Below are 20,739 nucleotides of genomic sequence, written 5' to 3'. Positions count from 1 at the left end.
TTTCGGCTAATTCCAAATAGTTGAGATATCATGAAGTTAATTATTAGTCTTTAGTATTATGTAATTGCACTAAGTGGCTAGTTCCTTTTTTTGGTTTATGACATAAGCTGTCTCTAATAGATACTTCTATGCGTCTTTTTGAGACAATATGTAGAAAACCTAACACAAGAAACATCTTAAAAGTTGTACTTAAGTAGTGCATTGGGTGAGCGGTTCAACTCGGGTAATTCAGGCTCTCGCAGGCCGGTTGTCTGAATGTTGTTCTGTCTGCACTACTGAAGAAGATGGTTTAGGTGTTCATTATTAAAATAATAAAAGGGGTAGCTAGTGGTGCGCTTCAAAGTTGCAGATATATGTACCAGTTCTGCTGCGTACTCCCAGAAGGAAATAGACAAAGCTTGGGAGAAATTTGTTTGCCTTGGCCCATCAGATGAACCTGTTTCCAAAGTCAGATCGAGCATTTTTAACTCCTGGCAACGCTGTCAGTCTACGGGTGTAGACCCCAGTATTCGGGCTGCGCCCAAGATTGCATCTGAAGGCAAGCTGCATCAGATGCGACTTAAAAATAAAGACCTGCTAGCCTGCGCTGAATCGACTATAGAGCAAGCACGTATGCTGCTCAGCGATCTTGAGACAGTGCTTTTTATTACTGACCGTAATGCGCTTAACCTTGAAATAGTGGGCGACCCACGCACTCTGGAAGATGCCTGGGGTGTCGGTTTAATGCCGGGGGGTGGTTGGCTGGAGATCATGTCTGGCTCCAATGCAGTGGGCACGGCTATCGCCAACAATATGCCTACGCAGGTCCATGGTGTTGAGCATTTCTGTGAAGGCTTTAAACCCTGGAGTTGTACTGCAACCTGTATCTACGACCCATATGATGGACAGCGCCTTGGTGCTATTGATCTTTCGGGCTTAACCAAAACCTTTGATCGTTTTCATATCCCGCTGGTGGTGTCCTGGGCAAATGTGATTCAGGCGCAGTTGGCGATGCTGAATTCGGAACGCTGGTCAATGGTTGAGCAGGCTGTGCAGGCCGATTCACGCAACAATTCCAGAAATGACTTCCTGCTGTTAGACAGTCAGGGACGGTTTATCCGCACCAACAACACAACCAGTAAGGCGATACAGCGTTACTTCCCTGATTTCAAACCGGGTTCTACTTTCCGTATCCCGATGGACCGTTTTGGCGGTGAGCAAACCGAACTGACTACGCTCTCGGCAGACTGGTTGCAAGAGGAGTGGGTACACCCGATTCGTAACGGTAAGGAGGGTGGTGAAATTGTTGGCTTCAAGATTAATTTCCCCAGCCATATCCGACGCTCTGCTTCAAAAACCACGGTCAGTCGTGACGTTTCATTTGGCTCTGGTGACAGCGATAACCCGAACTCTGCACTGAATCCTGAGTTGTCTAAAGAAGCCGCTAAAGCCAAAACCGCTGCGAAAACACCTCTGCCAATCTTGTTGCTCGGTGAAACCGGCTGCGGCAAAGAATATTTTGCCAAAGCGATTCATGCTGAAACACGCAATCCGGACGGCCCCTTTATTGACCTGAACTGCGGATCATTTTCGAGAGACCTGCTCAACAGTGAACTGTTTGGCCATGTTGAGGGGGCTTTCACCGGCGCGAAAAAAGGCGGCATGATCGGCAAGATTGAGGCGGCCAATGGTGGCACACTGTTCCTGGATGAAATCGGTGAGATGCCACTGGATATTCAGCCGCTGTTCCTGCGTGTGCTGCAGGAGAAACAGATCTACCGGGTGGGTGATGTAAAACCGCGTTCAGTGGACTTCAAGCTGGTTGCTGCGACCAATGTGGATCTGAAACAGGCCGTCGCTGAGGGACGTTTCCGCAAAGATCTGTATTACCGGATCTCCAGCGTCGTGGTCGAACTGAAACCTCTGTGTGAACGCAAGGCCGAGATTCCGCAACTGGTTGAATCGATCCTCAATCGTATCAGCGAAGAGCATCATTTAGAGCGTAAACAGGTGTCTGCTGATCTGTTGCTAAAACTTACCCATTTCAACTGGCCGGGTAATATCCGCGAACTGTCCAACGTACTCGAGTTTATGGCTTTCATGTCTGACTCCGAGGTGCTGGATGTTCAGCATTTGCCGGATGAGTATCAGAGCGAGCAGTTGGCACAACCCCTTAAACTGGCGGCTTCCGCGGGTCAGCCTCTCAGTCTGGAAGAGGCCGAAAAACTGGCGATTGAATCAGCCATTGAAAGTACCCGGAATAACCTCACCCAGGCGGCTAAACAGTTGGGTATCGCTAAAAGCACGCTGTACCAGAAAATCAAAAAATACGATATCGCCTGTTAAAGCAGGCGTATCGTTATTCTCTCATGAAGGGGCTTAATGCCCCTTTTACTTTGGTTATGACCTCAACAGTAAATTGTTTTCAAACCGCTCGAGTCCTTGTTTATTAAACCTCCGCCCCCACTTACACTTTATATTGTGAGGCTGCTTTTGTTTTGTGGCAGCCACTGATCTGAGTGTTTGGGAGTAACAGATGAGTCATAAGCAGGCACGGCCCTTTCAACCCCTTAATATTGCGGTTCTGACGGTGTCTGATACCCGTACCGCTGAAAATGACACATCGGGTGATGCGCTTCAGTCCCGGCTGGAAGAAGCAGGCCATAAACTGGCGGCGCGTACCATTCGCCAGGATGATATCTACCAGCTCAGGGCGATCGTCTCCCAGTGGATAGCCGAGCCGGATATTCAGGTCATTCTGGTGACCGGCGGCACAGGGTTCACTGCCCGTGATTCCACCCCTGAAGCACTCAAGCCTCTGTTTGATAAAACCGTTGAAGGTTTTGGTGAACTGTTTCGTCAGATCTCCTATGAAGAGATTGGTACATCCACCGTACAATCCAGAGCTTTGGCCGGTGTTGCCAATCGTACCCTGATTTTTGCGATGCCTGGCTCGACCAATGCCTGTCGCACCGCCTGGGACAAGATCATCTGTGAGCAACTCGATGCGCGTCATAAACCCTGTAATTTTGTGCAGATGGTGATGCCGGATGTGGCCGAGCAGTGTGGGAGTCGTGGATGATTGCGTCACCCTGTGATACGCAGGCCCTGATTCCTATTGCCGATGCTTTACAACAGTTGCTCTCAGACGCACCTCGCATTCGTGAGGTTGAGACCCTGCCTCTGTATAAGGCTTCTGGTCGTGTCTTAGCCAAAGAGATTATCTCCCCGGTTGCGGTGCCGCCCTCCGATAACAGCGCCATGGATGGATATGCATTCTGTGTGGCAGACCTGCCATCGGATGGCGTGCTGAAAATTTCACAGCGCATTCCCGCAGGCCACGCGCCTTTGCCGCTGGAGAAAGGCACAGCCGCCCGGATTTTCACCGGTTCTGTGATTCCTCCGGGAGCGGATTGTGTGGTGATGCAGGAGCAATGCGAGGTTCTGGACGGATCGGTTCGGGTACAGGCAGCCCCTGAAGTGGGCAATAATATTCGGCCTGCCGGACAGGACATTCAGCCCGGCCAGACGGTGGTATCCGCCGGTGTGCGCCTGGATGGACGTCATCTTGGAGTGATTGCCTCCGTCGGTGAAGCTGAAGTTGAGGTGTATCGTCGGTTGCGTGTCACGGTACTCACCACCGGTGATGAGCTGGTGATGCCGGGCACAGCCTGTCAGGAAGGACAGCTTTATAACTCCAATTACTTCACTCTGCAGGGTTTGCTTGAACCGTTGGGGGTAGACGTTCTGTTCCCGGGCATTGTGCCGGATACCCCGGAAGCGACTCGGGCAGCCCTTGCGCAGGCGGCAGCCGATTCTGATCTGATCATCACCAGCGGGGGAGTGTCCGTCGGGGAGGAAGATCACGTTAAGGCGGCAGTTGAGGCGTTGGGTGAAATCAATCTGTGGCGTCTGGCGATCAAGCCGGGCAAACCACTGGCCTACGGGCGTGTTGGCCAGACACCTATTCTGGGTTTGCCGGGTAATCCCGCAGCGGTTCTGGTCACATTTTTACTGATCGCCAGGCCGTATCTGCTGACCCAGCAGGGTGTGACTTCGGTGAACCCACTGTCGATACCGGTTAAAAGTGGTTTTGAGCGTCAGCGCAGTATTGTGCGTGATGAGTATATCCGGGCGCAGCTGCAGCAGCGAGATGGAGAATGGTATGCCGGTCCGATCCACAACCAGAGTTCCGGTGTGCTCAGCTCTGCCTTATTGGCTGACGGTTTATTGCGCTTGCCAGCCCATCAAAGCATAAGTGCTGGAATGACACTGGAATTTTTCCCCTTTGCCGCCTGGTTGGGGTAACCTGCTAACCGATCATTTGTCACATTGCTCGACTAACTTTTCTGCTCTGTCCCTGTCAGGGCTCACAAGGAGTGAATATGGATTTTCAAATTGCCTACTGGCACTGGGTTGTCTTTGGCATGTTGCTGATGCTGGCTGAAATTGCGGTGCCAAGTTTTACCATCTTCTGGTTCGGCCTGGCAGGCCTGCTGATGGGGTTGCTGTTGATTCTGATGCCGGACATTGGCATCAGTAGCCAGTTGGTGATCTGGGCGGTGTTATCGGTCCTGTTTGCATTGGCCTGGTTTACCCTGTTGCGCCCGCTTATGAAAGACCGGACCAAAGCTGGTAATGCCGGTGAAGCGGTGATCGGAGAAACCGGTCAGGTGATCCGTCAGCCCACGGAAGGTGCACGCGGGCAGGTGCGCTTCACGACGCCGGTTCTGGGTGATGATGAATGGGATTTTATCTGCGATCAGGATGTCGCAGTGGGTGATCGGGTGGCCATTAAGGCGTTGTCCGGCAATACCCTGATTGTTGAAAAACGCAGTTAATCACGCAAAAGGAGAGAGTTAACGATGTTGATCGAAGGACTGAGTATGGCGATTGTTTTTGTGGCAGTCGTATTGGTCACCCTGTATCTGGGGGTGCAGATTGTGCCGCAGGGCAGTAAACATGTCGTGCAGCGGTTGGGTAAATACCACCGCACGCTGGGGCCGGGCCTGAATATTATCTTTCCCTATGTGGATTCGGTGGCCTATAAGGTGACCACCAAGGATATTGTGCTGGATATCCCTTCGCAGGAGGTGATCACGCTGGATAACGCGGTGATCATTGCCAACGCCGTGGCGTACATGAACATCGTTTCCCCCGAGAAGGCCGTTTACGGTGTGGAAGATTACAATCTGGCCATTCAGAACCTGGTGCAGACCTCTCTGCGTTCAATCATCGGTGAGATGAATCTGGATGAGGCCCTGTCAAACCGCGATCAGATCAAAGCCAAACTGAAAGGTGCCATCTCAGACGATATTTCGGATTGGGGTATTACCCTGAAAACGGTTGAAATTCAGGATATCAATCCATCACAGACTATGCAGATGGCGATGGAAGAGCAGGCGGCCGCTGAGCGTCAGCGTCGTGCCACGGTGACCCGTGCGGACGGGGAAAAAGCCGCTGCCATTCTGGAAGCCGAAGGCCGACTGGAAGCGTCCCGTCGTGATGCCGAGGCCAAGGTGGTACTGGCAACGGCCAGTCAGGAAGCGATCGAGAAAGTCACCTCTGCGATTCAGGGCAATGAGCTGCCGGTGGTGTATCTGCTGGGTGAGAAGTACGTCGAGGCGATCAAGGATATGGCCGTGGGTGAAAACAGCAAAACGGTGCTGTTGCCGGGCGATATCCCTGCTGCCGTGCGCGGAATTCTGGGCGGTTTGGGGCGTTAAGCTGACATACCGCTTACTTCGGTTGCCACAGGCACTGCGCTGAAATATCTGCCAGCGTGGGTGTACCGGCCAGTGCCATGGTGACCTCAAACTCCTCCCTCAATACCCTTAGCATATGTGCAACACCCAATGCGCCGGCCACAGCCAGAGCATAGATCTGTGGGCGACCAATCATCACTGCATTCGCGCCCAGGGCAAGGGACTTAAAAATATCGGTACCCCGCTCAATACCGCCATCGAGTAGCAGCGGGTAGTCCGTCCCGACCGCCTGCCGGATCTCAGGCAAGACCTCAAACGCGGCGGGCACACAGTCCAGCGTGCGTCCTCCATGATTCGACACCACCACACCGGCAATGCCCATCTGCTTGGCCTGCAGGGCATCGTCAGGATGCATAATGCCTTTCAGAATGATCGGCAGCCGGGTTTCCTGTTGCAGCCAGTTAATATCACTCCAGCTAGGGGCTTCGCTCATCATACCCTGAAACACAATGCTCTGATCGGGTTCCAGTACCTTCCGTGGCAGGGGCGGGCGATCATCCAGATTTACCGCCCGGACATGCTCCGGCAACTGAAAACCGGCCCGTTGCGCCCGGTTGCGGATGCCATGCAGAGGGGCATCGACAGTGACCATCAGGTGGCTGTAACCCGCCTGTTCAGCGCGGCGCACCAGGTTCAGAGTAAAGTCCCGGTCCTGTTGAAAATAGAGCTGAAACCATTTGGGGCCTTCCAGCGTTTCGGCCAGTTGTTCCATGGACGTAGAGGACAGCGTACTGACCACCATACCGGTGTCCAGTGCATTGGCAGCTCGAGCCGTGGCCAGCTCTCCCTCGGGGTGTGCCAGTTGCTGAAAGGCGACCGGTGCCAGCAAAGCCGGGTAGCGCAGGGGTGAACCAAGCAGTGTGCTCTGGGTCTGGCCCTGGGACATATTGCGCAACACCTTGGGTTGCAGCAGCAATCGGTCAAAAGCGTCTCGGTTGCGTTTCAGACTGATCTCATCGGCACCGCCGCCGGCAATGTATTCATAGATCGGGGTGGGCAGGTGTTGCTTTGCATAGCGGGCATAGTCTGACAGGCTGACCAGATCGGCGGGTATGGATTCCAGTGGAGGGGTAAACATAAAGGTGTCTCAGGTATCAGCGAGCTGGCGCATCAGTTTGTGGTAGACCTGGGTCAGTTTCAGCACTGGTGACGCATTTGCGCCCAGATCAGTGGTTAGTTCACGGATGGTTTTATCCAGCTGGTAGAGTACTTCACGCTGTTCATGCTGGCGCACCATGCTCTGGATCCAGAAAAAGGCTGCGACTCGCTGTCCCTGCGTTACGGGTAAAACCCGGTGCAGGCTGGTGGAAGGGTAAAGCACCATATCTCCAGCATTCAGTTTAATCCGCTGGGTACCGTACTGGTCTTCAATCTCCAGTTCGCCGCCCTGATATTCTGACTGTTCGGCCAGAAACAGGGTGGCCGACAGATCGGTGCGCAGTCGGGTTGCACTACCCGGGATTAGCCGAATAGCATTATCCACGTGCAGGCCGTAGGTTTCACCACTGCGATAGCGGTTAAACATGGGTGGCAGTATTTTCAGTGGCAGTGCTGCAGCGACAAACTCCGGTTGGCGGGCGAGGGCCCCCAGAACAAAATCTGCCAGCTGCTGGTTGAGCGGGTCATCCAGACTGAGTTGCTGGTTCTGTTTGCTGTTAACAGCCAGATCGCCCGCACTGCTGCGCCCGTCCTGCCAGTCTGCCTGATCCATATGCTGGCGCATCTGGCTGACCTGCTCTGCAGTCAGCACCTGTGGAATGACAATAATCATACATACCTCAAAAACTGCGGAGGGCATCCCTCCGCAGTCATCATGCTTAGAAACGGTAGCTCAGGGTCAGGTTGGCACTGCGTGCATCACCCAGATAGACGATGCTGCCGCCACGGTAGATCGCGGTGTAGTACTCTTTATCCGCCACGTTCTGCATATTGGCGCGCAAAGACATATCCGGATTGATCTGCCACAGGGCGAACAGGTCGACCACTGAGTAGCCGGGTGTGCGGATATTGAGTCTTGCTCCAGTATCCGGCTGGCCACCAAACATCTCGCTGGCGTAGGTGAGGTTACCGCCAAAGGCGAAATCGGATGTCAGCTGGTATTTCAGCTGCAGGCTGGCACTCTTCTCAGCGAAGTTCGCTTTTGGCAAACCCACCAGACTCTCATCATAGGATTCCAGCGTTTCAGAGTTCATGACTGCAATGCCGAACTGACCGCTGAGTTTGTTGGTGATGTTACCGGACAGGCCCAGTTCGACACCCTCAACCCGGTTTTTACCGGTATTCAGTGAACCGCCTGTAGAATAAGAGTCGCCACCTTCTTCAATGACATCATCCTTGGTAGTACGGAAGATTGCAGCGGTCAGCAGCAACTGCTCGTCCATCAGGTTCCATTTGGTGCCCAGTTCCCAGTTGGTGGACTGTTCCGGATCTGCATGGGCATAGTTGCCATCGCTGTCGGAACAAAGACCGCCGTAACCACAGCTGGAACCGGCATCGGCTTCACCGCCGTTAATGTTGGAGGAGGTGCCCCAGCTGGCGTAGAGATTGCCGTTTTCCCAGGGCGAAAAGACTACGCCCAGATGACCATTCCAGAAACCATCGCTGAAGGCATAACGGGCTTCAGGAACAATGGTGCCCCGGCGCTCACGTTCTGCGGTCCAGAGTTTGTAATCAAAGTGGTCGTAGCGCACACCACCAAACAGTTCCCAGTCATCGTTCAGCGTGATGGTATCCATCAGATAGATTGACCAGGTTTTCAGGGTCAGATCGGACATCTTGTCGCTTTTGCTGGTGCTGCCTTCCCACAGGTTGTTGTCGGCATTGTAGGGGTCAATGGTGAAGGTGTTGGTCTGATCGATGGCGTAGTTACCGGCAATCACATCCTCTTTGGCGTATTCAACACCGGTGACGAGGGTATGGCGTTTGCCGCCCAGTTCGGTATCGATGATCAGGTTAGTCTGGTTGCCGACATAATCGTTATCCTGCCAGCCGGTGAACGAGCGGATATCCCCACGGCCTGCACTGTAGGCGGTGATGATGTAGTCATTGGTGGTGTTACCCAGGCGGGTTTTGTTTTCCAGACGGGCAGCATCTGTGAGCTGGTAATCCACCGCCAGCGTGAATATATCCGCGCCGGATTCCTGGAAGTCCAACCCGTCCTGACCGACATAGTCGTATCTATTGAAACTTTGGGTGTCCCGGTCAAAAGCAACACCCGGATCGGTTCGGTCATCGGAGCGGAAGAAGTAGTAGTCTGCCGCCAGTTTCAGGTCGTCGGTGGCCTGGAAGACTGCCGAGAGCAGGGCGCCTTTGCGTTCTTCCGCGGCCGGGTCTCGGTCAGGGATGTCGCTTTCGCTGTACAGACCGTTGAAGCGGATGGCCAGACTGTCATTCACCACGCGGTTGGCATCAAAGGTAAAGCGGTGGTAATCATCGGTACCCATGCCGCCTTCCAGTTTATTGAAGTCATCATCCAGACTGGCTTTTTTAGTCACGGTATTCACGGCGCCACCGGTTGTACCGCGACCGGCAAAGGTGGAGCTGGGACCCTTGCTGATCTCTACCTGCTCCAATGCAAAGGTATCACGGGTAATCAGACCCGGTTCGCGCAGGCCATCGGTGAAGACATCACTGCGGGCTTCATAACCACGAATGATATAGCGGTCACCGAAGGAGTTGCCGCCTTCACCGGTCCCCAGCGTAATACCGGGTTGTGCTGCCAGCAGGTCTTTCAGTTCGTTTTTACCGGACTCGTCGATCACATCCTTGGTCAGCACCGTCATGGTCTGAGGGGTGTCAGCGATATCCCGGGTATGTTTGCTGTCAGACAGTTTTTTCGCTTTGTAAGGGGCACCCGGTTCAGCATAGGGGTTACTGTCAGCGACAATCCCGCTGTCTTCAACCACCAGTGCATCCAGTTGAACTTCCTCGGCCAGCGCGGTCAGTGGCAGCGCTGCAGATACCGCCAGCGCCATGCCGCTGGCGAGTGATACGGAAGCGGGTACCCGTGGGTAAGTGCGGTAGGTCGCCGCATTGAGAAGCGTTTTTTTAGGCATAGTTGTCCCCTTAACAGACATAGAACTGTTATTTTTCAATGAGATGAGGTTTTGCGATTAGTGGTTTAGCCGGAATTCAATCGGAATTCTGATGGTTAACTCAGGGCCGCTGATTGATGCCGGAAAGGGTGGCAGCGGGCTGGCTGTTTTCAGCATTTTTTCTACGGCCTTATCCAGTGCGGCATAGCCTGAACCGTTAACAATCTGATAACCCAGTAAGTGGCCGTCCGAGGCGAGTGTGAAGCTGATATCAACCCGTCCTTCTTCGCCCCGGCGTCGTGCACTGACGGGATAGCGCTTATGTTTTGCCAGGTGCGCAGCTATCAGTGAGTAATAGGAGCTGACCGCTGCCGGGGTGCCGCCGTTGGTCAGACTGTGACTGCTGCCGGTGGATTGTTTCCGCGTCGTTTGTGACTGGGTGCTTTGCTCCGACACAGCTACGCTTGTGTTATCTGGTTGTGGCTTCGGAACCAACGGTTCAGGTTTTGCCGGTTCAGGTTGTTTGACCGGTTTCTGGGTGGACGGTGTTTTCACCTGAATGGCATCGGCTTCCGCTTTGGCCAGAGGTTTGATCTCAGCAACAGGTTCAGGAATCGGTTCTGGTCTGGCTTCTGTCACTTCAGGCTGAACAGGTTCAGTCGGTGCTGTCACAGGTTTAGCATCCTGATTGGCCTGCGCTACGCCCAGATCGCCCAACATGCCCAAGTCAATTTCAATGCCGGCTTCGCCTGCAGCGCGAGCACCTGACTCGGCCTGGCCAGTCAAGACCAATGCAGCTATCAGATGCAGTGACAGGGCAACACAAATTGCCAGCAGATGATGTTTCCAGCTGATCATTGTGCACTCCCTGTGACAAGGCGTGTCGCCAGCGTAATTTTCTGCAGGCCAGCGGCGTGTAGCTGGCGCAGGTGATCCTGTAACTGGCTCACGGGCAGCAGAGCATCGGCTTTGACCAACATCGGCTGACTGGCTGAAGTGCTGTCTGCAGCGATTTGACTGAGTTGCTGGATCATCTCGGCCTCAGTTACCGGTTGGCCGTTCAGGTAACGGTTGCCTGTTGCGTCAATCAGCAGTTCATGGCGTTGTTGGGCTGATGCCTGCTCCGCTTTTGAGTTGGGCAGTTCTACCCGGGCTGCATCGCTGGCTTCGATGTGTCCTGCCACCATAAAAAAGATCAGCATCAGAAACACAACATTGATCAGCGGAATCAGGTTGTCATCATTACCCAGTGAATCACGGACAGGGGAGGGTTGCTGAATCATGGCATCAACACTCCACTCAGAGAGACCTTGTCGGCACCTGCGTTGTGCAGCTGGTCAAGCAGTCGGATCAGGGCCTGAGTGGATACCTGTGGTTCAGCACTGAGCGCAAATGCTGCCCCTTCTGAACGCTGGATCAGGTGAGTCAGTTCCTGCATGTTTTCGCTATCAATCGACACGCCATCGACCAGTATCCTGCCCAGATTGTCCAGCAGCTGCACCCGAGTGATCAGTTGTGGATCGCTCTGGGATGCAGTGGCCATGGGCAGGTTGATCTGCCGATGCTGAATAAAACTGGAAGACAACATAAAAAACAGCAACAAAATAAAAACCACATCAATCAAGGGTGTCAGGCTGACCGCACGGCGGCGGGGGGCTGTAGACAGGTTAAGCAGCACGCTTGATCGCTCCGTTATGCTGGGTGTCCAGGGCTTTTTTACCGGTAAAAACGCGGGTAACAGCGTCATTCATGGTGGCAGCAACCCGTTCGTTTTTACGCTCCAGCCAGGCATGAGCAATCAGGACGGGAATGGCGACCGACAGACCCACAGCGGTGGTCAGCAGGGCCTGCCAGATGCCGCCGGAGAGAGTGGCGGGATCGACCTGACTGCCTGCTGCTTCCATCTGCTGAAAGGCCAGGATCATGCCAAGTACGGTGCCCAGCAAACCTAACAGTGGACTCAGGGTTGCGATGATTTCGAGCGGTCTCAGAAAGCCACGTAACTGATTAAGCTGTTTCTGGGCCAGACGGTTCAGCTCTTCCTGAAGCAGTTCCGGCGCAAGCTGAGTTTGCAACTCAATAGCAGCATGAACCAGCGCAGATACAGGACGATTCTGTTTTAGCCGTGCCAGCGCAGCGTCGGTATTGTTCTGCTGATAGAAGGAGAGGGCCTGATCAACATCCCCGGTCCTTTCAGGCTGAAGCAGCATCAACTGCCAGAGTTTTACCAGCAGCATGCTCAGAGCGATGACAGAGAAACCCATCAGAATCCAGACTACCGGGCCGCCTGTTTGTAAAAAATCCATAAACCGGTCGGTATAAGAGGGCAGTGAGGCTGCCAGTGGATCTGGGGTGTTTGCAGAGATTGCCAGATCTGAGACAGACGAGGTCGCTTCAGCAGGTGCTGCCGCTAATGGTGTGGGCTCTGGAAATACTTCAGGTGTGCTCTGAATAGCGTTGGGTAGAGGGCTGCCGGGTTCAGCTAGACTGGCCATGATTAGCTCCGTTGGAAATTAGAATGTAATCTTAAGTAGAATCATTCTCATTTGCAACAGCGTTTAATAGTTATTTTTATTAACTAATCATGGCATTGGTTTTATCAACTAAAAGAGTACTCAACAGTTTGAAAATGTCTTGAGTTATGCGTATCCAATATCAGGCCTGAGCGCGCAGTTCGGCCAGACTTTTGCGGATAATGGTATTGGCGCCCCACAGACCCAGCGCAGCAATCCCCAGACCCACACATACGTCAGGCCAGCCGCTTTGGCTGAACCACACACCGCCCCCGGCCGCGATAACGGCGATATTGGCAATGGCATCATTACGTGAACAGATCCATATCGACTGGCGGTTGGCATCGCCCGCACGGTGTCGGAACAGCAGCAGGGCCACCACGACGTTGGTTAATAATGCGAGAAAACCCACAATGCCCATAATATGGGCCTGGGGGAGTATGCCATTGATAATATGGCTGATAGAGGTATAGAGCACATACAGGCCCACAAGGCCCATGCATATGCCTTTGAACAGGGCTGCACTGGCCCGGCTGTTAAGGCTCAGGCCCAGTACTGCCAGCGTAATGGCGTAATTGACACTATCGGAAAAGAAATCCATGGCGTCGGCGGTCAGTGACAGGGATTGACCCACTGCACCTGCCACAATCTCAGTGATAAACATGCCAAAATTGGTCAGCAGCGCAAACCAGAGTATGCGTCTGTACTGTCGGTCAGTGGCAGCGTTTTGGGTGTCACCTGAACATCCGGTACAGTGAATACTCATTGGGAATCCTCCTGGATATGCTCAATCATGTCTTTCAGGGTGCAACTGATATGGTCATCGTGGGCGTGGTAGTAGATGTTACGCCCGGCCCGACGTGGTTTCAGTAGCCGGGCACTGCGCAGCAGTCGCAGATGGTGGCTGACCAGAGACTGAGAGGCACCTGTCAGCGCGACAATTTCACTCACGGTCTTTTCCTGTTCCAGGCAGCTGGTGAGAATTGCCAGCCGGGTTGGATCACCCAGCAGTTTGAAGGTATCTGCCAGCTGCAATAACTGATCGGGGGAGAGTTGTTTATACATAATACATAAATATATATTCATGTATTTAATGTATCAAGCAAGTCTCAGAAAAAGCGCAGGCTATTTCAGACTAGAATTGCTTAAGATCCTCAATCACAAGCGCGGTGATCTCATTAAGGCGCTCCTCGGTACAGCCAATGGCTGGCAAAATCCAAACCAGGTGCTTATCCCAATCGGAAAGCGGGTGGTTACGCTGCCCCATTTCAACGGCATTCTCAGCGCACTTGAGCGCCGCAATGAGTTTGACAATCGGAGCGGGTAGAGGAGATGACTGAACGTCATACTCGTGGTTCTGCAAGATAACCTGGCAGATTGGCTCCGGCAGGCCCCAGTTCTCGGCCAGCATGTAGCCGATAATGGAGTGGTGATAGCTGAAATACCGTTTTTCAACGTCGGTCATAGGGACATCAACGGTACGGTTGGCCTCGTTCAGCACGTCAATGTAACTTGGGTGATTTCTGGCCATGATGGCAATACCACAATCATGAAACAGCCCCGCTGAATAGAGATCTTCCTCAGGCACCTTAAGATCAAGTGTTTTGCCAAACAGATAACAACCCCGGGCCACTTTCTCAGCGGTTGCCCAGAAACGTTCCATGGAGATACAGCTTTCGCCTTCAAGGGATTTACGCAGGCTGTAGTAGTAACACAGACGTTCAACGCGGTTAGCTCCCAGCAGAATGACGGCCTGGCGAATATCCGACACCTTGCGCTGCATAAAAAAAATGGCGGAATTGATGTGTGTGATAACCGCTGAGGATAGACCTGGGTCCCGTGCTAAAAGGGTGGCAATCTCAACGATGTCAGCATTTTCATTGATCAGCTTCTGAATCTTCAGAAGGATCTCGGGTTTTGGCGGAATAAAACCGCTACCCAGTTTTTGCTGATCAATTTCGCCCGGATTAATCATGTAAACGGCGTATCCTATTCAGGCAGTGCTATTTTGGTTGCATCGGGATAGTGTTTCTCCCTAAACAGCGTCAGTTTGTTTAATGCAGTTTCAAACTCGAAATCTTCAATCGCCGCTACAACAGGTTGTAATGCCGGTTGCGCTTGCAGGGGAGTCGCCTGCATCAGTTGCTGGGCCAGATCAGCGGATTCAGCATCAAACGCTTTAAGGCAGCTTTCCAGTTTTTTGATCAGATTCAGGGTATCAGGGCTGGCGGAAACCTGCTCCGGCAGTGGACATGAAGCCGGGGTTTGTGCATCCAGGATGGCGGCCATGGCTGCATGCATTTCATTGAGGCTTTCATTGCTGATATCTTCGCCAGCTTTTAATGTCTGTTCTGCCGCTCTGGACAGATTACTAAGGAGATCTGCTCGTATGGTCGCAGCAGCTGCTTTGAGAGTATGTAAAATGCGCAGGGCAGATTCTGTGTCGCTGGCCGCGAGTGCTGCTTGCAACTGATCGATGCTCTCAGATTGGGTCTTACAGAAAATATCTCTGTATTTTGACATGTACCCGTTTTCATTTGAAAAAGGAGAGTCAGACAGTCGCTGTCTCTGAACTAAAGGCTGAGCCCAGCGAATCAGGGTTCGGTACAGCACCAGAGGTTTGATCGGCTTGGTGACATAGGCATTCATGCCTGAGCCCAGTGCCGCATCAATTTCATCTTTCATCGTGCCGGCAGACATACCAATAATGGGCAGGTTGCTCCATTTTGGTTGCTGACGAATTTCACGTGTTGCGGCTTTACCGTCCATCACCGGCATCTGGCAATCCATCAGAATGGCATCAAAACCAGATCCCTCTTCCAGCAACTCTAAGGCCTGGCGACCGTTTTCAGCGACTTCGACGGTGATGTGGTGTCGGGAAAGCAGTTCAATAGCCAGTTCCTGATTAAACGCATTATCCTCAACCAGCATCAGGTGCATGCCCTGCAGTTGCTGCAACTCTTCTGGGTTTAGGGTTTCAGGCTCTTTTACTAATTTCTTAATGTGTTGTTCCAGCTGGCACGCTGTGGCAATGCCAAGAAACAGCGCATCAATTGTGATGGGTTTACTCAACACGCCAGCAACCGGTGTGTTCTGATCTTCCAGCACATGCTGCAAGGCATCTGTGTCGTGGGCGGTCATCATCAACACCGGTGGGGCCGCAAAACTTTTGTTCATATCGAGCTTTTTCAGCAGCTCAGTACCGTCCATGCCGGGCATTTTCCAGTCCAGCATGATCAGGTCAGGCATCTCGCCCTGAGCCGCCAGTTTATGCAACAGCTTTTCGCCTTTCTTCGAGTCGGTTGCCAGTGACAGTCTGACGCCGATATGTTCCAGCAGGGTTTCAAGCACCACATGTGTTGTTGAACTGTCATCAACCACCAGAACATGCAGGCCTCTGAGAAAGCTGTAGTCCGGCAGTTGCTGTTCCTGAATAATGGCGTTTTGGCTGTATTCCAGTGGCAGTGAGAAGGTAAAGGTTGAGCCTTTTCCGGGCGTGCTGTCCAGGGAGATAGTGCCCTTCATTATCTCGACCAGACGTTTGCAGATCGCCAGTCCCAGTCCGGTGCCACCGTATTTGCGGGTGGTGGATACATCCGCCTGCATAAAAGGTTTGAAGAGTCGGCTTTGTTCCTCTTCCGAGATGCCGATACCGGTGTCGCTGACCTGACACTGCAATGTAAGACGGTCCGCGGAACGTTCAGTCACTCTGGCGGCAATCAGCACGTGACCCGCAGGGGTAAATTTAATGGCATTACTGCATAGATTGATAAGAATCTGCTGAATCCGAATCGGATCGCCAATCAGATTGGGTGGTATATCCGGTGGGATATCAAACAGCACTTCTAAATTCTTTTCTTCCGCTTTGAAACGAAGAATATCCGACAGGCCCTCAAACACGTCGTACAGACTGAAGTCAGTGGTTTCAATGTCGAGATGACCCGCTTCAATCTTGGAAATATCCAGGATGTCATTGATGATGTGCAGCAGTGAATCTGCTGCTGTATTGATTTTATTCAGGTAGTTGCGGGTGGGAACAGAAAGCTGATGCTCTAACGCCAGATGTGACATGCCGATAATCGCATTCAGCGGGGTGCGGATCTCATGACTCATGTTGGCCAGGAAACGTGTCTTGTACTGGTTGGCGCGCTCTGCTTCATCGCGGGCGGAGATTAAGGCCTGACGGTTGTCATTCAGGCGTTCAATCATCAGGTTAAATGCCTGAGCAGTGGTGGCCAGTTCATCTTTACCGCGCACCGGTAGCCGGGTGCCGAAATCGTTATCGGCGATGCGCTCTGCGCCTTCCCTCAGATGTTGCAACTGCCGGGTCAGCAGGGTACCCAGAATGATGGAAAACAGGGCAGTGAGAATAATCTCAACCGTCGCAATGGCGAAGGCCTGTTGTTTCGCCAGTGTCATGGTGCGGGCGATGCTGGAAATATCGAGTCCTAACTGGATCCGTCCGAACACGGTGCCGGCTTCAGTAATATTGGTGGAGGTGTCAAAGATTCCGTCCTTAACCTCCTGCAAAGAGGCGTCTTCGTGAAATGGGCGCTTCAGCAGTTCTTCGGGGCCGCTTTCGGCCAGCACAATGCCAGTATCGGTCAAGACCCGAACATACACGACGCCCGGGTTATGGATAAGATCGTCGATGTAAGACTCAAGCGTCGCCAGGTCATAAGACAGCACTGCATCCTTTGCTGTGGTGGCAAAGAGTGCAGTGGTGGTCTGAGCGCGTTCATTTAGCTGTTGCTCGTTAGATGAGCTGAGAAAATCCAGACTGCTGAAGATCAGCAGACTGAGCAATATCAGCTCTATCAGGCCGATACCTAATATGGTCTTGAGTCGAAATGACAACGCTCTTAGCCCTTAATCAGCTGTTCAAGCAGATCGATACCCAAGGCTCGAACATCATCCCAGTCACTGTCCTGCGCGGACTGGATGGCTTTAAAGTTGATCTCTTTGAGCAATGCTGCGCCTGTCTCGGTCTGATCAAGGTTGATCAGCGCCTGCTGGATTTTGGCAACAACCTCAGCCGACAGCTTGGGGTGTGCTGCAAATGCATGCGGGGTGAACTGATCGGTGGTCCAGAGGATTTTCAGTTCATCTTTGATTTCGGGCGCAATGTTGTTATAGGTGCGCTCAATACCGCCACCTGCAACAAACAAGCCTTTTGCGACGGCGCGATAGACTGAATCGTGGGAGGAGACATATTCAGGTGTGAAAGGGATATTTTGTGCGGTCAGATAAGCACGCGGCAGTACGCTTGCAGCAAAAGCTGCCGGGGCAGGGAAGGCCAGTGCTTTGTCATGCAGTTCGGTCATATCCTTAATCGGACTGTCTTTACGAACTACCACAATGCCCCGGATCAGCTTGTCCTTCTGGCGGGCGATTGCCTTATAGCCGGGCGAGCGGCTGAACACGGTGTAGTGATAAGGGTTCATGTAAGCAATGTCGTACTCCCCATCGGCACAACGCTGTTCAAATTCAGGGATATTAGGGGCGGTTTTGAATTGCAGTTTGTAGCCGGTCTGGCGGCTGACTTCATCTAAAATAGGCACCCATAATTTGGCCAGTTTGCTTGCGGACTGTTGTGGCACAATGCCAAAGGTGATGACCTCTTCTGCAACGCTGTGCAGGCTGAAAAGCATCAAGCATATGGCAGCTAAGCCGTGTTTTAATCTGGACATGTAAAACCCTTTTTCTTCTAGTTTGAACAATGGGTAGCTAAATCATTAAGCTATAGGCTTATCGCCAGTCTGAATCGCAATTGGATATAATCTTAATAGTTGCTTATATATCGACTGATCATTACTGTAAATTAACCTCCAGATTACTCGACTTAGGTCGATACCCCTGAAGGCACAATAGTAGTGCAGCCAGTAAGGCATGAGCATGAGCGAAATCAATAAAAGCACCATCCTGATTGTAGATGATGAAGCATTCAATATCGTTGTTTTATCGGATCTGCTGAAAAACGACTACAGAATCATCATCGCTAAAAACGGTGAGCAGGCACTCAGCCGCGCCAGTGGCGAGGTGAGGCCTGACCTGATTTTGCTGGATATCATGATGCCCGGTATGGATGGCTATGAAGTTTGTACTGCATTAAAAGCGAATCCTCAGACTAAACATATCCCTGTCATATTTGTGTCAGCGATGAGTGACGAGCTGGATGAGGAGCGGGGGCTTAAGGTCGGTGCTATCGATTACATCCGTAAACCGGTAACGCCCGCCATTGTGCGGTCTCGTGTCAGAAATCATCTGGCGTTGAAAGTGGCTCAGGATCAACTGGCACGGCAAAATGAAATTCTTGAGGAGCTGGTGGCGCAACGTACCCAGGAGTTGGCTACGACTCAGGATGTCACCATTCTTGCACTGGCGTCACTCGCTGAAACCCGTGACAACGAAACCGGGAACCATATTCGCAGAACTCAGTACTATGTTAAGGAACTGGCTGAAGAGTTGGTGGCGATGGGACATTACACCGAAGCGCTGAAACCCGAAGAGATTGAGTTAATCTACAAATCAGCGCCGTTACACGATATTGGTAAAGTGGGTATACCGGACAGTATTTTGCTGAAGCCCGGAAAGCTGGAACCTGAAGAGTTCCGCATTATGATGACCCATGCAGAACTCGGTGCCAAAGCACTCGATTATGCCAGCGATAGTCTCAGTAGCAGTGCAACTTCGTTTTTGCGTTACGCCAAGGATATTGCTGCCTGCCATCATGAGAAATGGAATGGGCAGGGGTATCCCAAAGGGCTGTCTGGAGATTCAATTCCACTGGCGGCAAGACTGATGGCACTGGCCGATGTGTATGATGCCCTGATCTCTAAACGGGTCTACAAGCCTGCCTTCAGTCATGAAAAATCAGTCAGTATTATTCTTGAAGGCAAGGGTAGCCACTTCGATCCGGTGGTTGTGGATGCGTTTCAGCGAATAGAAGAGCGATTTAAACAGATCGCAGAGCAATACAAAGATGAAGAATAAAAAAAGCGGCTATTAAGCCGCTTTTTTGTACCTGGGTATTTTACAGTAGACCGCTGATCAGACCGCCTTCGCCGCCGAGCAGACCCTCGTCATTGCCTAACAGGCCGCCGAGTAATCCTTCGTCACCGAGCAACCCTTCATCACCCCCCAGCAAACCGTCTACGGTGTCAGTCAGACCACCCAACAAACCTTCGTCTCCACCAAGGAGGCCGCCGTCTAAAACGTTGCCGTCGCCGCCGAGCAGTCCACCCACCAGGCCACCATCGGACAGTAATCCATCCGTACCGTCAGTCAGGCCACCAGGCAAACCATCGTCAGCACCCAGAACTCCGCTATCTCCACCGAGCAAGCCATCAACTGTATCAGTCAGACCACCCAGCAGGCCTTCATCGCCCCCTAAGAGCCCATCAGCGAGACCGGTCTCTGAGCCAAGCAGACCTTCAACCGTGCCAGTAAGGCCGCCCAGCAAACCGTCATCATTGCCCAGCAAACCGCCTGCAAGGCCGTCATCTCCACCGAGCAGGCCATCAACTGTGCCAAGCAAGCCGTCATTATCACCCAATAATCCGTCAGTGAGGCCAGTCTCCGCGCCAACCAGACCGGATACAGTGTCAGTTAGTCCACTCACCAGGCCAAGATCACTTTCATTCACGGTGCCGAGCGTTGACGAGACGGTATCCAGTAGTCCGGTACCGCCTAGAAGGCCAGTGTCACCCACCACCGGATCCAGCAGACCGTCAAGCAGATCAGTGGTGGTATCCACCAGACCGTCAACAGTAGTGGTGGTGCCAGCGACAACGCCATCAACGGTATCGGTCAGACCAAGGTCGGGTAGCAGGCCAGCTGTGACGCCACCCAGCAGTCCCTCTGAGCTGCCTAGCAGACCATCCACAACATCTGTGGTGCTGAAGACAACTGCATCCAGCGTGTCAGTTGTGACATCCACCAGATTATCAACACCTTCAGTAACCTCACCCGCAATTAAACTGTCTACGACATCCGTGGTGGCATCAACAATGTTGTCCAGCCCCAGTGTGGTGTTATTGAGCAGGTTCTCAACCGAGTCGGTTGTGCCGTCGCCCAATACACCATCCAGGGTGCCTGTCAGGGTATTGGTCAGGCCGTCTACTACATCGGTGGTAACGAAAACCAGATCATCTATACAGTCAGTCAGGGTACAGGCGGTGGTACCACCGGTGTCGTCGCCAGAATCCCCTCCGGTATCGCCGCCCGTGTCGCCGCCTGTATCACCGCCAGAATCCCCACCCGTATCAGAGCCGGTGTCACCACCCGTGTCTCCTACTGAACTGCCGCCGTCGTCCAGACTTTTAATGGTCTGGCTGCCCTGACAACCTGCCAGAGCAGAAAGTGCCATAACCAGCATGCTGTATTTAAGTATTTCCTTGAGTGTCATAACCGTAATCCAGAGCAATGGTTCATTGCTCGTCCCTGATA

The 20,739-nt window shown here is 52.6% G+C and carries 19 protein-coding genes; 6 read left to right on the top strand and 13 right to left on the bottom strand.

All coding sequences use genetic code 11. The annotated features are described in order from the left end of the window. The first annotated feature begins 552 nt into the window (after positions 1 to 552). The 5 genes from P2G53_RS12340 (at position 553) to P2G53_RS12320 (ending at position 5,705) form a co-directional block, all read left to right on the top strand. Entirely contained in the window at positions 553 to 2,325 is a 1,773-nt protein-coding gene (locus tag P2G53_RS12340; RefSeq protein WP_275817676.1) for a sigma 54-interacting transcriptional regulator, read from the top strand. A gap of 190 nt (positions 2,326 to 2,515) precedes the next feature. Further along, entirely contained in the window at positions 2,516 to 3,061 is a 546-nt protein-coding gene (gene moaB, locus P2G53_RS12335; RefSeq protein WP_275817674.1) for a molybdenum cofactor biosynthesis protein B, read from the top strand. After that, a complete protein-coding gene (gene glp, locus P2G53_RS12330; protein WP_275817672.1) occupies positions 3,058 to 4,287 on the top strand; it encodes a gephyrin-like molybdotransferase Glp in 1,230 nt (409 codons plus the stop codon). The genes moaB and glp overlap by 4 nt, the downstream gene beginning before the upstream one ends. A gap of 77 nt (positions 4,288 to 4,364) precedes the next feature. Beyond that, complete coding sequence (locus tag P2G53_RS12325; protein WP_275817670.1) at positions 4,365 to 4,820, top strand: NfeD family protein; 456 nt, start codon at positions 4,365 to 4,367, stop codon at positions 4,818 to 4,820. A 24-nt stretch (positions 4,821 to 4,844) separates the two neighbouring features. Beyond that, a complete protein-coding gene (locus P2G53_RS12320) occupies positions 4,845 to 5,705 on the top strand; it encodes an SPFH domain-containing protein (RefSeq protein ID WP_275817668.1) in 861 nt (286 codons plus the stop codon). A gap of 13 nt (positions 5,706 to 5,718) precedes the next feature. Here P2G53_RS12320 and P2G53_RS12315 read toward each other — a convergent pair whose 3' ends face one another. The 12 genes from P2G53_RS12315 to P2G53_RS12260 all read right to left on the bottom strand — a co-directional run bounded on the left by P2G53_RS12315 (position 5,719) and on the right by P2G53_RS12260 (position 17,981). Beyond that, positions 5,719 to 6,822, bottom strand: coding sequence for an alpha-hydroxy acid oxidase (locus P2G53_RS12315; RefSeq protein WP_275817666.1), 1,104 nt, complete (start codon positions 6,820 to 6,822; stop codon positions 5,719 to 5,721). A 9-nt stretch (positions 6,823 to 6,831) separates the two neighbouring features. Next, positions 6,832 to 7,515: a Fe2+-dependent dioxygenase gene (locus P2G53_RS12310; RefSeq protein WP_275817664.1), complete on the bottom strand. Its 684-nt coding sequence runs from the start codon at positions 7,513 to 7,515 to the stop codon at positions 6,832 to 6,834. Between the two features lie 46 nt (positions 7,516 to 7,561). Further along, positions 7,562 to 9,799 carry a TonB-dependent siderophore receptor gene (locus P2G53_RS12305; protein ID WP_275817662.1) on the bottom strand — a complete coding sequence of 746 codons (2,238 nt, stop codon included), beginning with the start codon at positions 9,797 to 9,799 and terminating at the stop codon, positions 7,562 to 7,564. 57 nt (positions 9,800 to 9,856) lie between these two features. Further along, complete coding sequence (locus P2G53_RS12300; RefSeq protein ID WP_275817660.1) at positions 9,857 to 10,636, bottom strand: energy transducer TonB; 780 nt, start codon at positions 10,634 to 10,636, stop codon at positions 9,857 to 9,859. Then, on the bottom strand, positions 10,633 to 11,061 hold the full coding sequence (locus tag P2G53_RS12295) for a biopolymer transporter ExbD (protein WP_275817658.1): 429 nt from the start codon (positions 11,059 to 11,061) through the stop codon (positions 10,633 to 10,635). The genes P2G53_RS12300 and P2G53_RS12295 overlap by 4 nt, the downstream gene beginning before the upstream one ends. Beyond that, positions 11,058 to 11,456 carry a biopolymer transporter ExbD gene (locus P2G53_RS12290; protein ID WP_275817656.1) on the bottom strand — a complete coding sequence of 133 codons (399 nt, stop codon included), beginning with the start codon at positions 11,454 to 11,456 and terminating at the stop codon, positions 11,058 to 11,060. The genes P2G53_RS12295 and P2G53_RS12290 overlap by 4 nt, the downstream gene beginning before the upstream one ends. Then, positions 11,446 to 12,273 carry a MotA/TolQ/ExbB proton channel family protein gene (locus tag P2G53_RS12285; RefSeq protein WP_275817643.1) on the bottom strand — a complete coding sequence of 276 codons (828 nt, stop codon included), beginning with the start codon at positions 12,271 to 12,273 and terminating at the stop codon, positions 11,446 to 11,448. Before P2G53_RS12285 ends, P2G53_RS12290 begins: the two co-directional genes overlap by 11 nt. A gap of 160 nt (positions 12,274 to 12,433) precedes the next feature. Beyond that, positions 12,434 to 13,057 carry a cation diffusion facilitator family transporter gene (locus P2G53_RS12280; RefSeq protein ID WP_275817641.1) on the bottom strand — a complete coding sequence of 208 codons (624 nt, stop codon included), beginning with the start codon at positions 13,055 to 13,057 and terminating at the stop codon, positions 12,434 to 12,436. Continuing rightward, on the bottom strand, positions 13,054 to 13,356 hold the full coding sequence (locus P2G53_RS12275) for a metalloregulator ArsR/SmtB family transcription factor (protein ID WP_275817639.1): 303 nt from the start codon (positions 13,354 to 13,356) through the stop codon (positions 13,054 to 13,056). Before P2G53_RS12275 ends, P2G53_RS12280 begins: the two co-directional genes overlap by 4 nt. Positions 13,357 to 13,426: 70 nt before the next feature. Continuing rightward, the gene (locus P2G53_RS12270) at positions 13,427 to 14,266 is read right to left on the bottom strand and encodes an HDOD domain-containing protein (RefSeq protein ID WP_275817637.1); all 840 of its coding nucleotides are present in this window, start codon (positions 14,264 to 14,266) and stop codon (positions 13,427 to 13,429) included. 14 nt (positions 14,267 to 14,280) lie between these two features. Next, entirely contained in the window at positions 14,281 to 17,148 is a 2,868-nt protein-coding gene (locus tag P2G53_RS12265) for a response regulator (protein WP_275817635.1), read from the bottom strand. 5 nt (positions 17,149 to 17,153) lie between these two features. Beyond that, the gene (locus tag P2G53_RS12260) at positions 17,154 to 17,981 is read right to left on the bottom strand and encodes a phosphate/phosphite/phosphonate ABC transporter substrate-binding protein (RefSeq protein WP_275817633.1); all 828 of its coding nucleotides are present in this window, start codon (positions 17,979 to 17,981) and stop codon (positions 17,154 to 17,156) included. 205 nt (positions 17,982 to 18,186) lie between these two features. On the opposite strand from P2G53_RS12260, the gene P2G53_RS12255 reads away from it, so the two are divergent. Further along, entirely contained in the window at positions 18,187 to 19,284 is a 1,098-nt protein-coding gene (locus P2G53_RS12255) for a two-component system response regulator (protein WP_275817631.1), read from the top strand. A gap of 40 nt (positions 19,285 to 19,324) precedes the next feature. On the opposite strand, the gene P2G53_RS12250 is transcribed toward P2G53_RS12255, so the two are convergent. Further along, positions 19,325 to 20,698 carry a hypothetical protein gene (locus tag P2G53_RS12250; protein WP_275817629.1) on the bottom strand — a complete coding sequence of 458 codons (1,374 nt, stop codon included), beginning with the start codon at positions 20,696 to 20,698 and terminating at the stop codon, positions 19,325 to 19,327. Positions 20,699 to 20,739: the final 41 nt, after the last annotated feature.

Source organism: Neptuniibacter sp. CAU 1671 (assembly GCF_029222905.1).
Lineage (GTDB): Bacteria > Pseudomonadota > Gammaproteobacteria > Pseudomonadales > Balneatricaceae > Neptuniibacter.
The sequence above is the reverse complement of the archived record's forward strand: the minus strand, read 5'-3'. Positions and strand labels throughout refer to the sequence as shown.

Coding starts and splice junctions, on each gene's coding strand:
- P2G53_RS12340 (WP_275817676.1), top strand. CDS start 553: ATGCGACTTAAAAATAAAGACCTGCTAGCCTGCGCTGAATCGACTATA.
- moaB (WP_275817674.1), top strand. CDS start 2,516: ATGAGTCATAAGCAGGCACGGCCCTTTCAACCCCTTAATATTGCGGTT.
- glp (WP_275817672.1), top strand. CDS start 3,058: ATGATTGCGTCACCCTGTGATACGCAGGCCCTGATTCCTATTGCCGAT.
- P2G53_RS12325 (WP_275817670.1), top strand. CDS start 4,365: ATGGATTTTCAAATTGCCTACTGGCACTGGGTTGTCTTTGGCATGTTG.
- P2G53_RS12320 (WP_275817668.1), top strand. CDS start 4,845: ATGTTGATCGAAGGACTGAGTATGGCGATTGTTTTTGTGGCAGTCGTA.
- P2G53_RS12315 (WP_275817666.1), bottom strand. CDS start 6,822: ATGTTTACCCCTCCACTGGAATCCATACCCGCCGATCTGGTCAGCCTG.
- P2G53_RS12310 (WP_275817664.1), bottom strand. CDS start 7,515: ATGATTATTGTCATTCCACAGGTGCTGACTGCAGAGCAGGTCAGCCAG.
- P2G53_RS12305 (WP_275817662.1), bottom strand. CDS start 9,799: ATGCCTAAAAAAACGCTTCTCAATGCGGCGACCTACCGCACTTACCCA.
- P2G53_RS12300 (WP_275817660.1), bottom strand. CDS start 10,636: ATGATCAGCTGGAAACATCATCTGCTGGCAATTTGTGTTGCCCTGTCA.
- P2G53_RS12295 (WP_275817658.1), bottom strand. CDS start 11,061: ATGATTCAGCAACCCTCCCCTGTCCGTGATTCACTGGGTAATGATGAC.
- P2G53_RS12285 (WP_275817643.1), bottom strand. CDS start 12,273: ATGGCCAGTCTAGCTGAACCCGGCAGCCCTCTACCCAACGCTATTCAG.
- P2G53_RS12280 (WP_275817641.1), bottom strand. CDS start 13,057: ATGAGTATTCACTGTACCGGATGTTCAGGTGACACCCAAAACGCTGCC.
- P2G53_RS12275 (WP_275817639.1), bottom strand. CDS start 13,356: ATGTATAAACAACTCTCCCCCGATCAGTTATTGCAGCTGGCAGATACC.
- P2G53_RS12270 (WP_275817637.1), bottom strand. CDS start 14,266: ATGATTAATCCGGGCGAAATTGATCAGCAAAAACTGGGTAGCGGTTTT.
- P2G53_RS12260 (WP_275817633.1), bottom strand. CDS start 17,981: ATGTCCAGATTAAAACACGGCTTAGCTGCCATATGCTTGATGCTTTTC.
- P2G53_RS12255 (WP_275817631.1), top strand. CDS start 18,187: ATGAGCGAAATCAATAAAAGCACCATCCTGATTGTAGATGATGAAGCA.
- P2G53_RS12250 (WP_275817629.1), bottom strand. CDS start 20,698: ATGACACTCAAGGAAATACTTAAATACAGCATGCTGGTTATGGCACTT.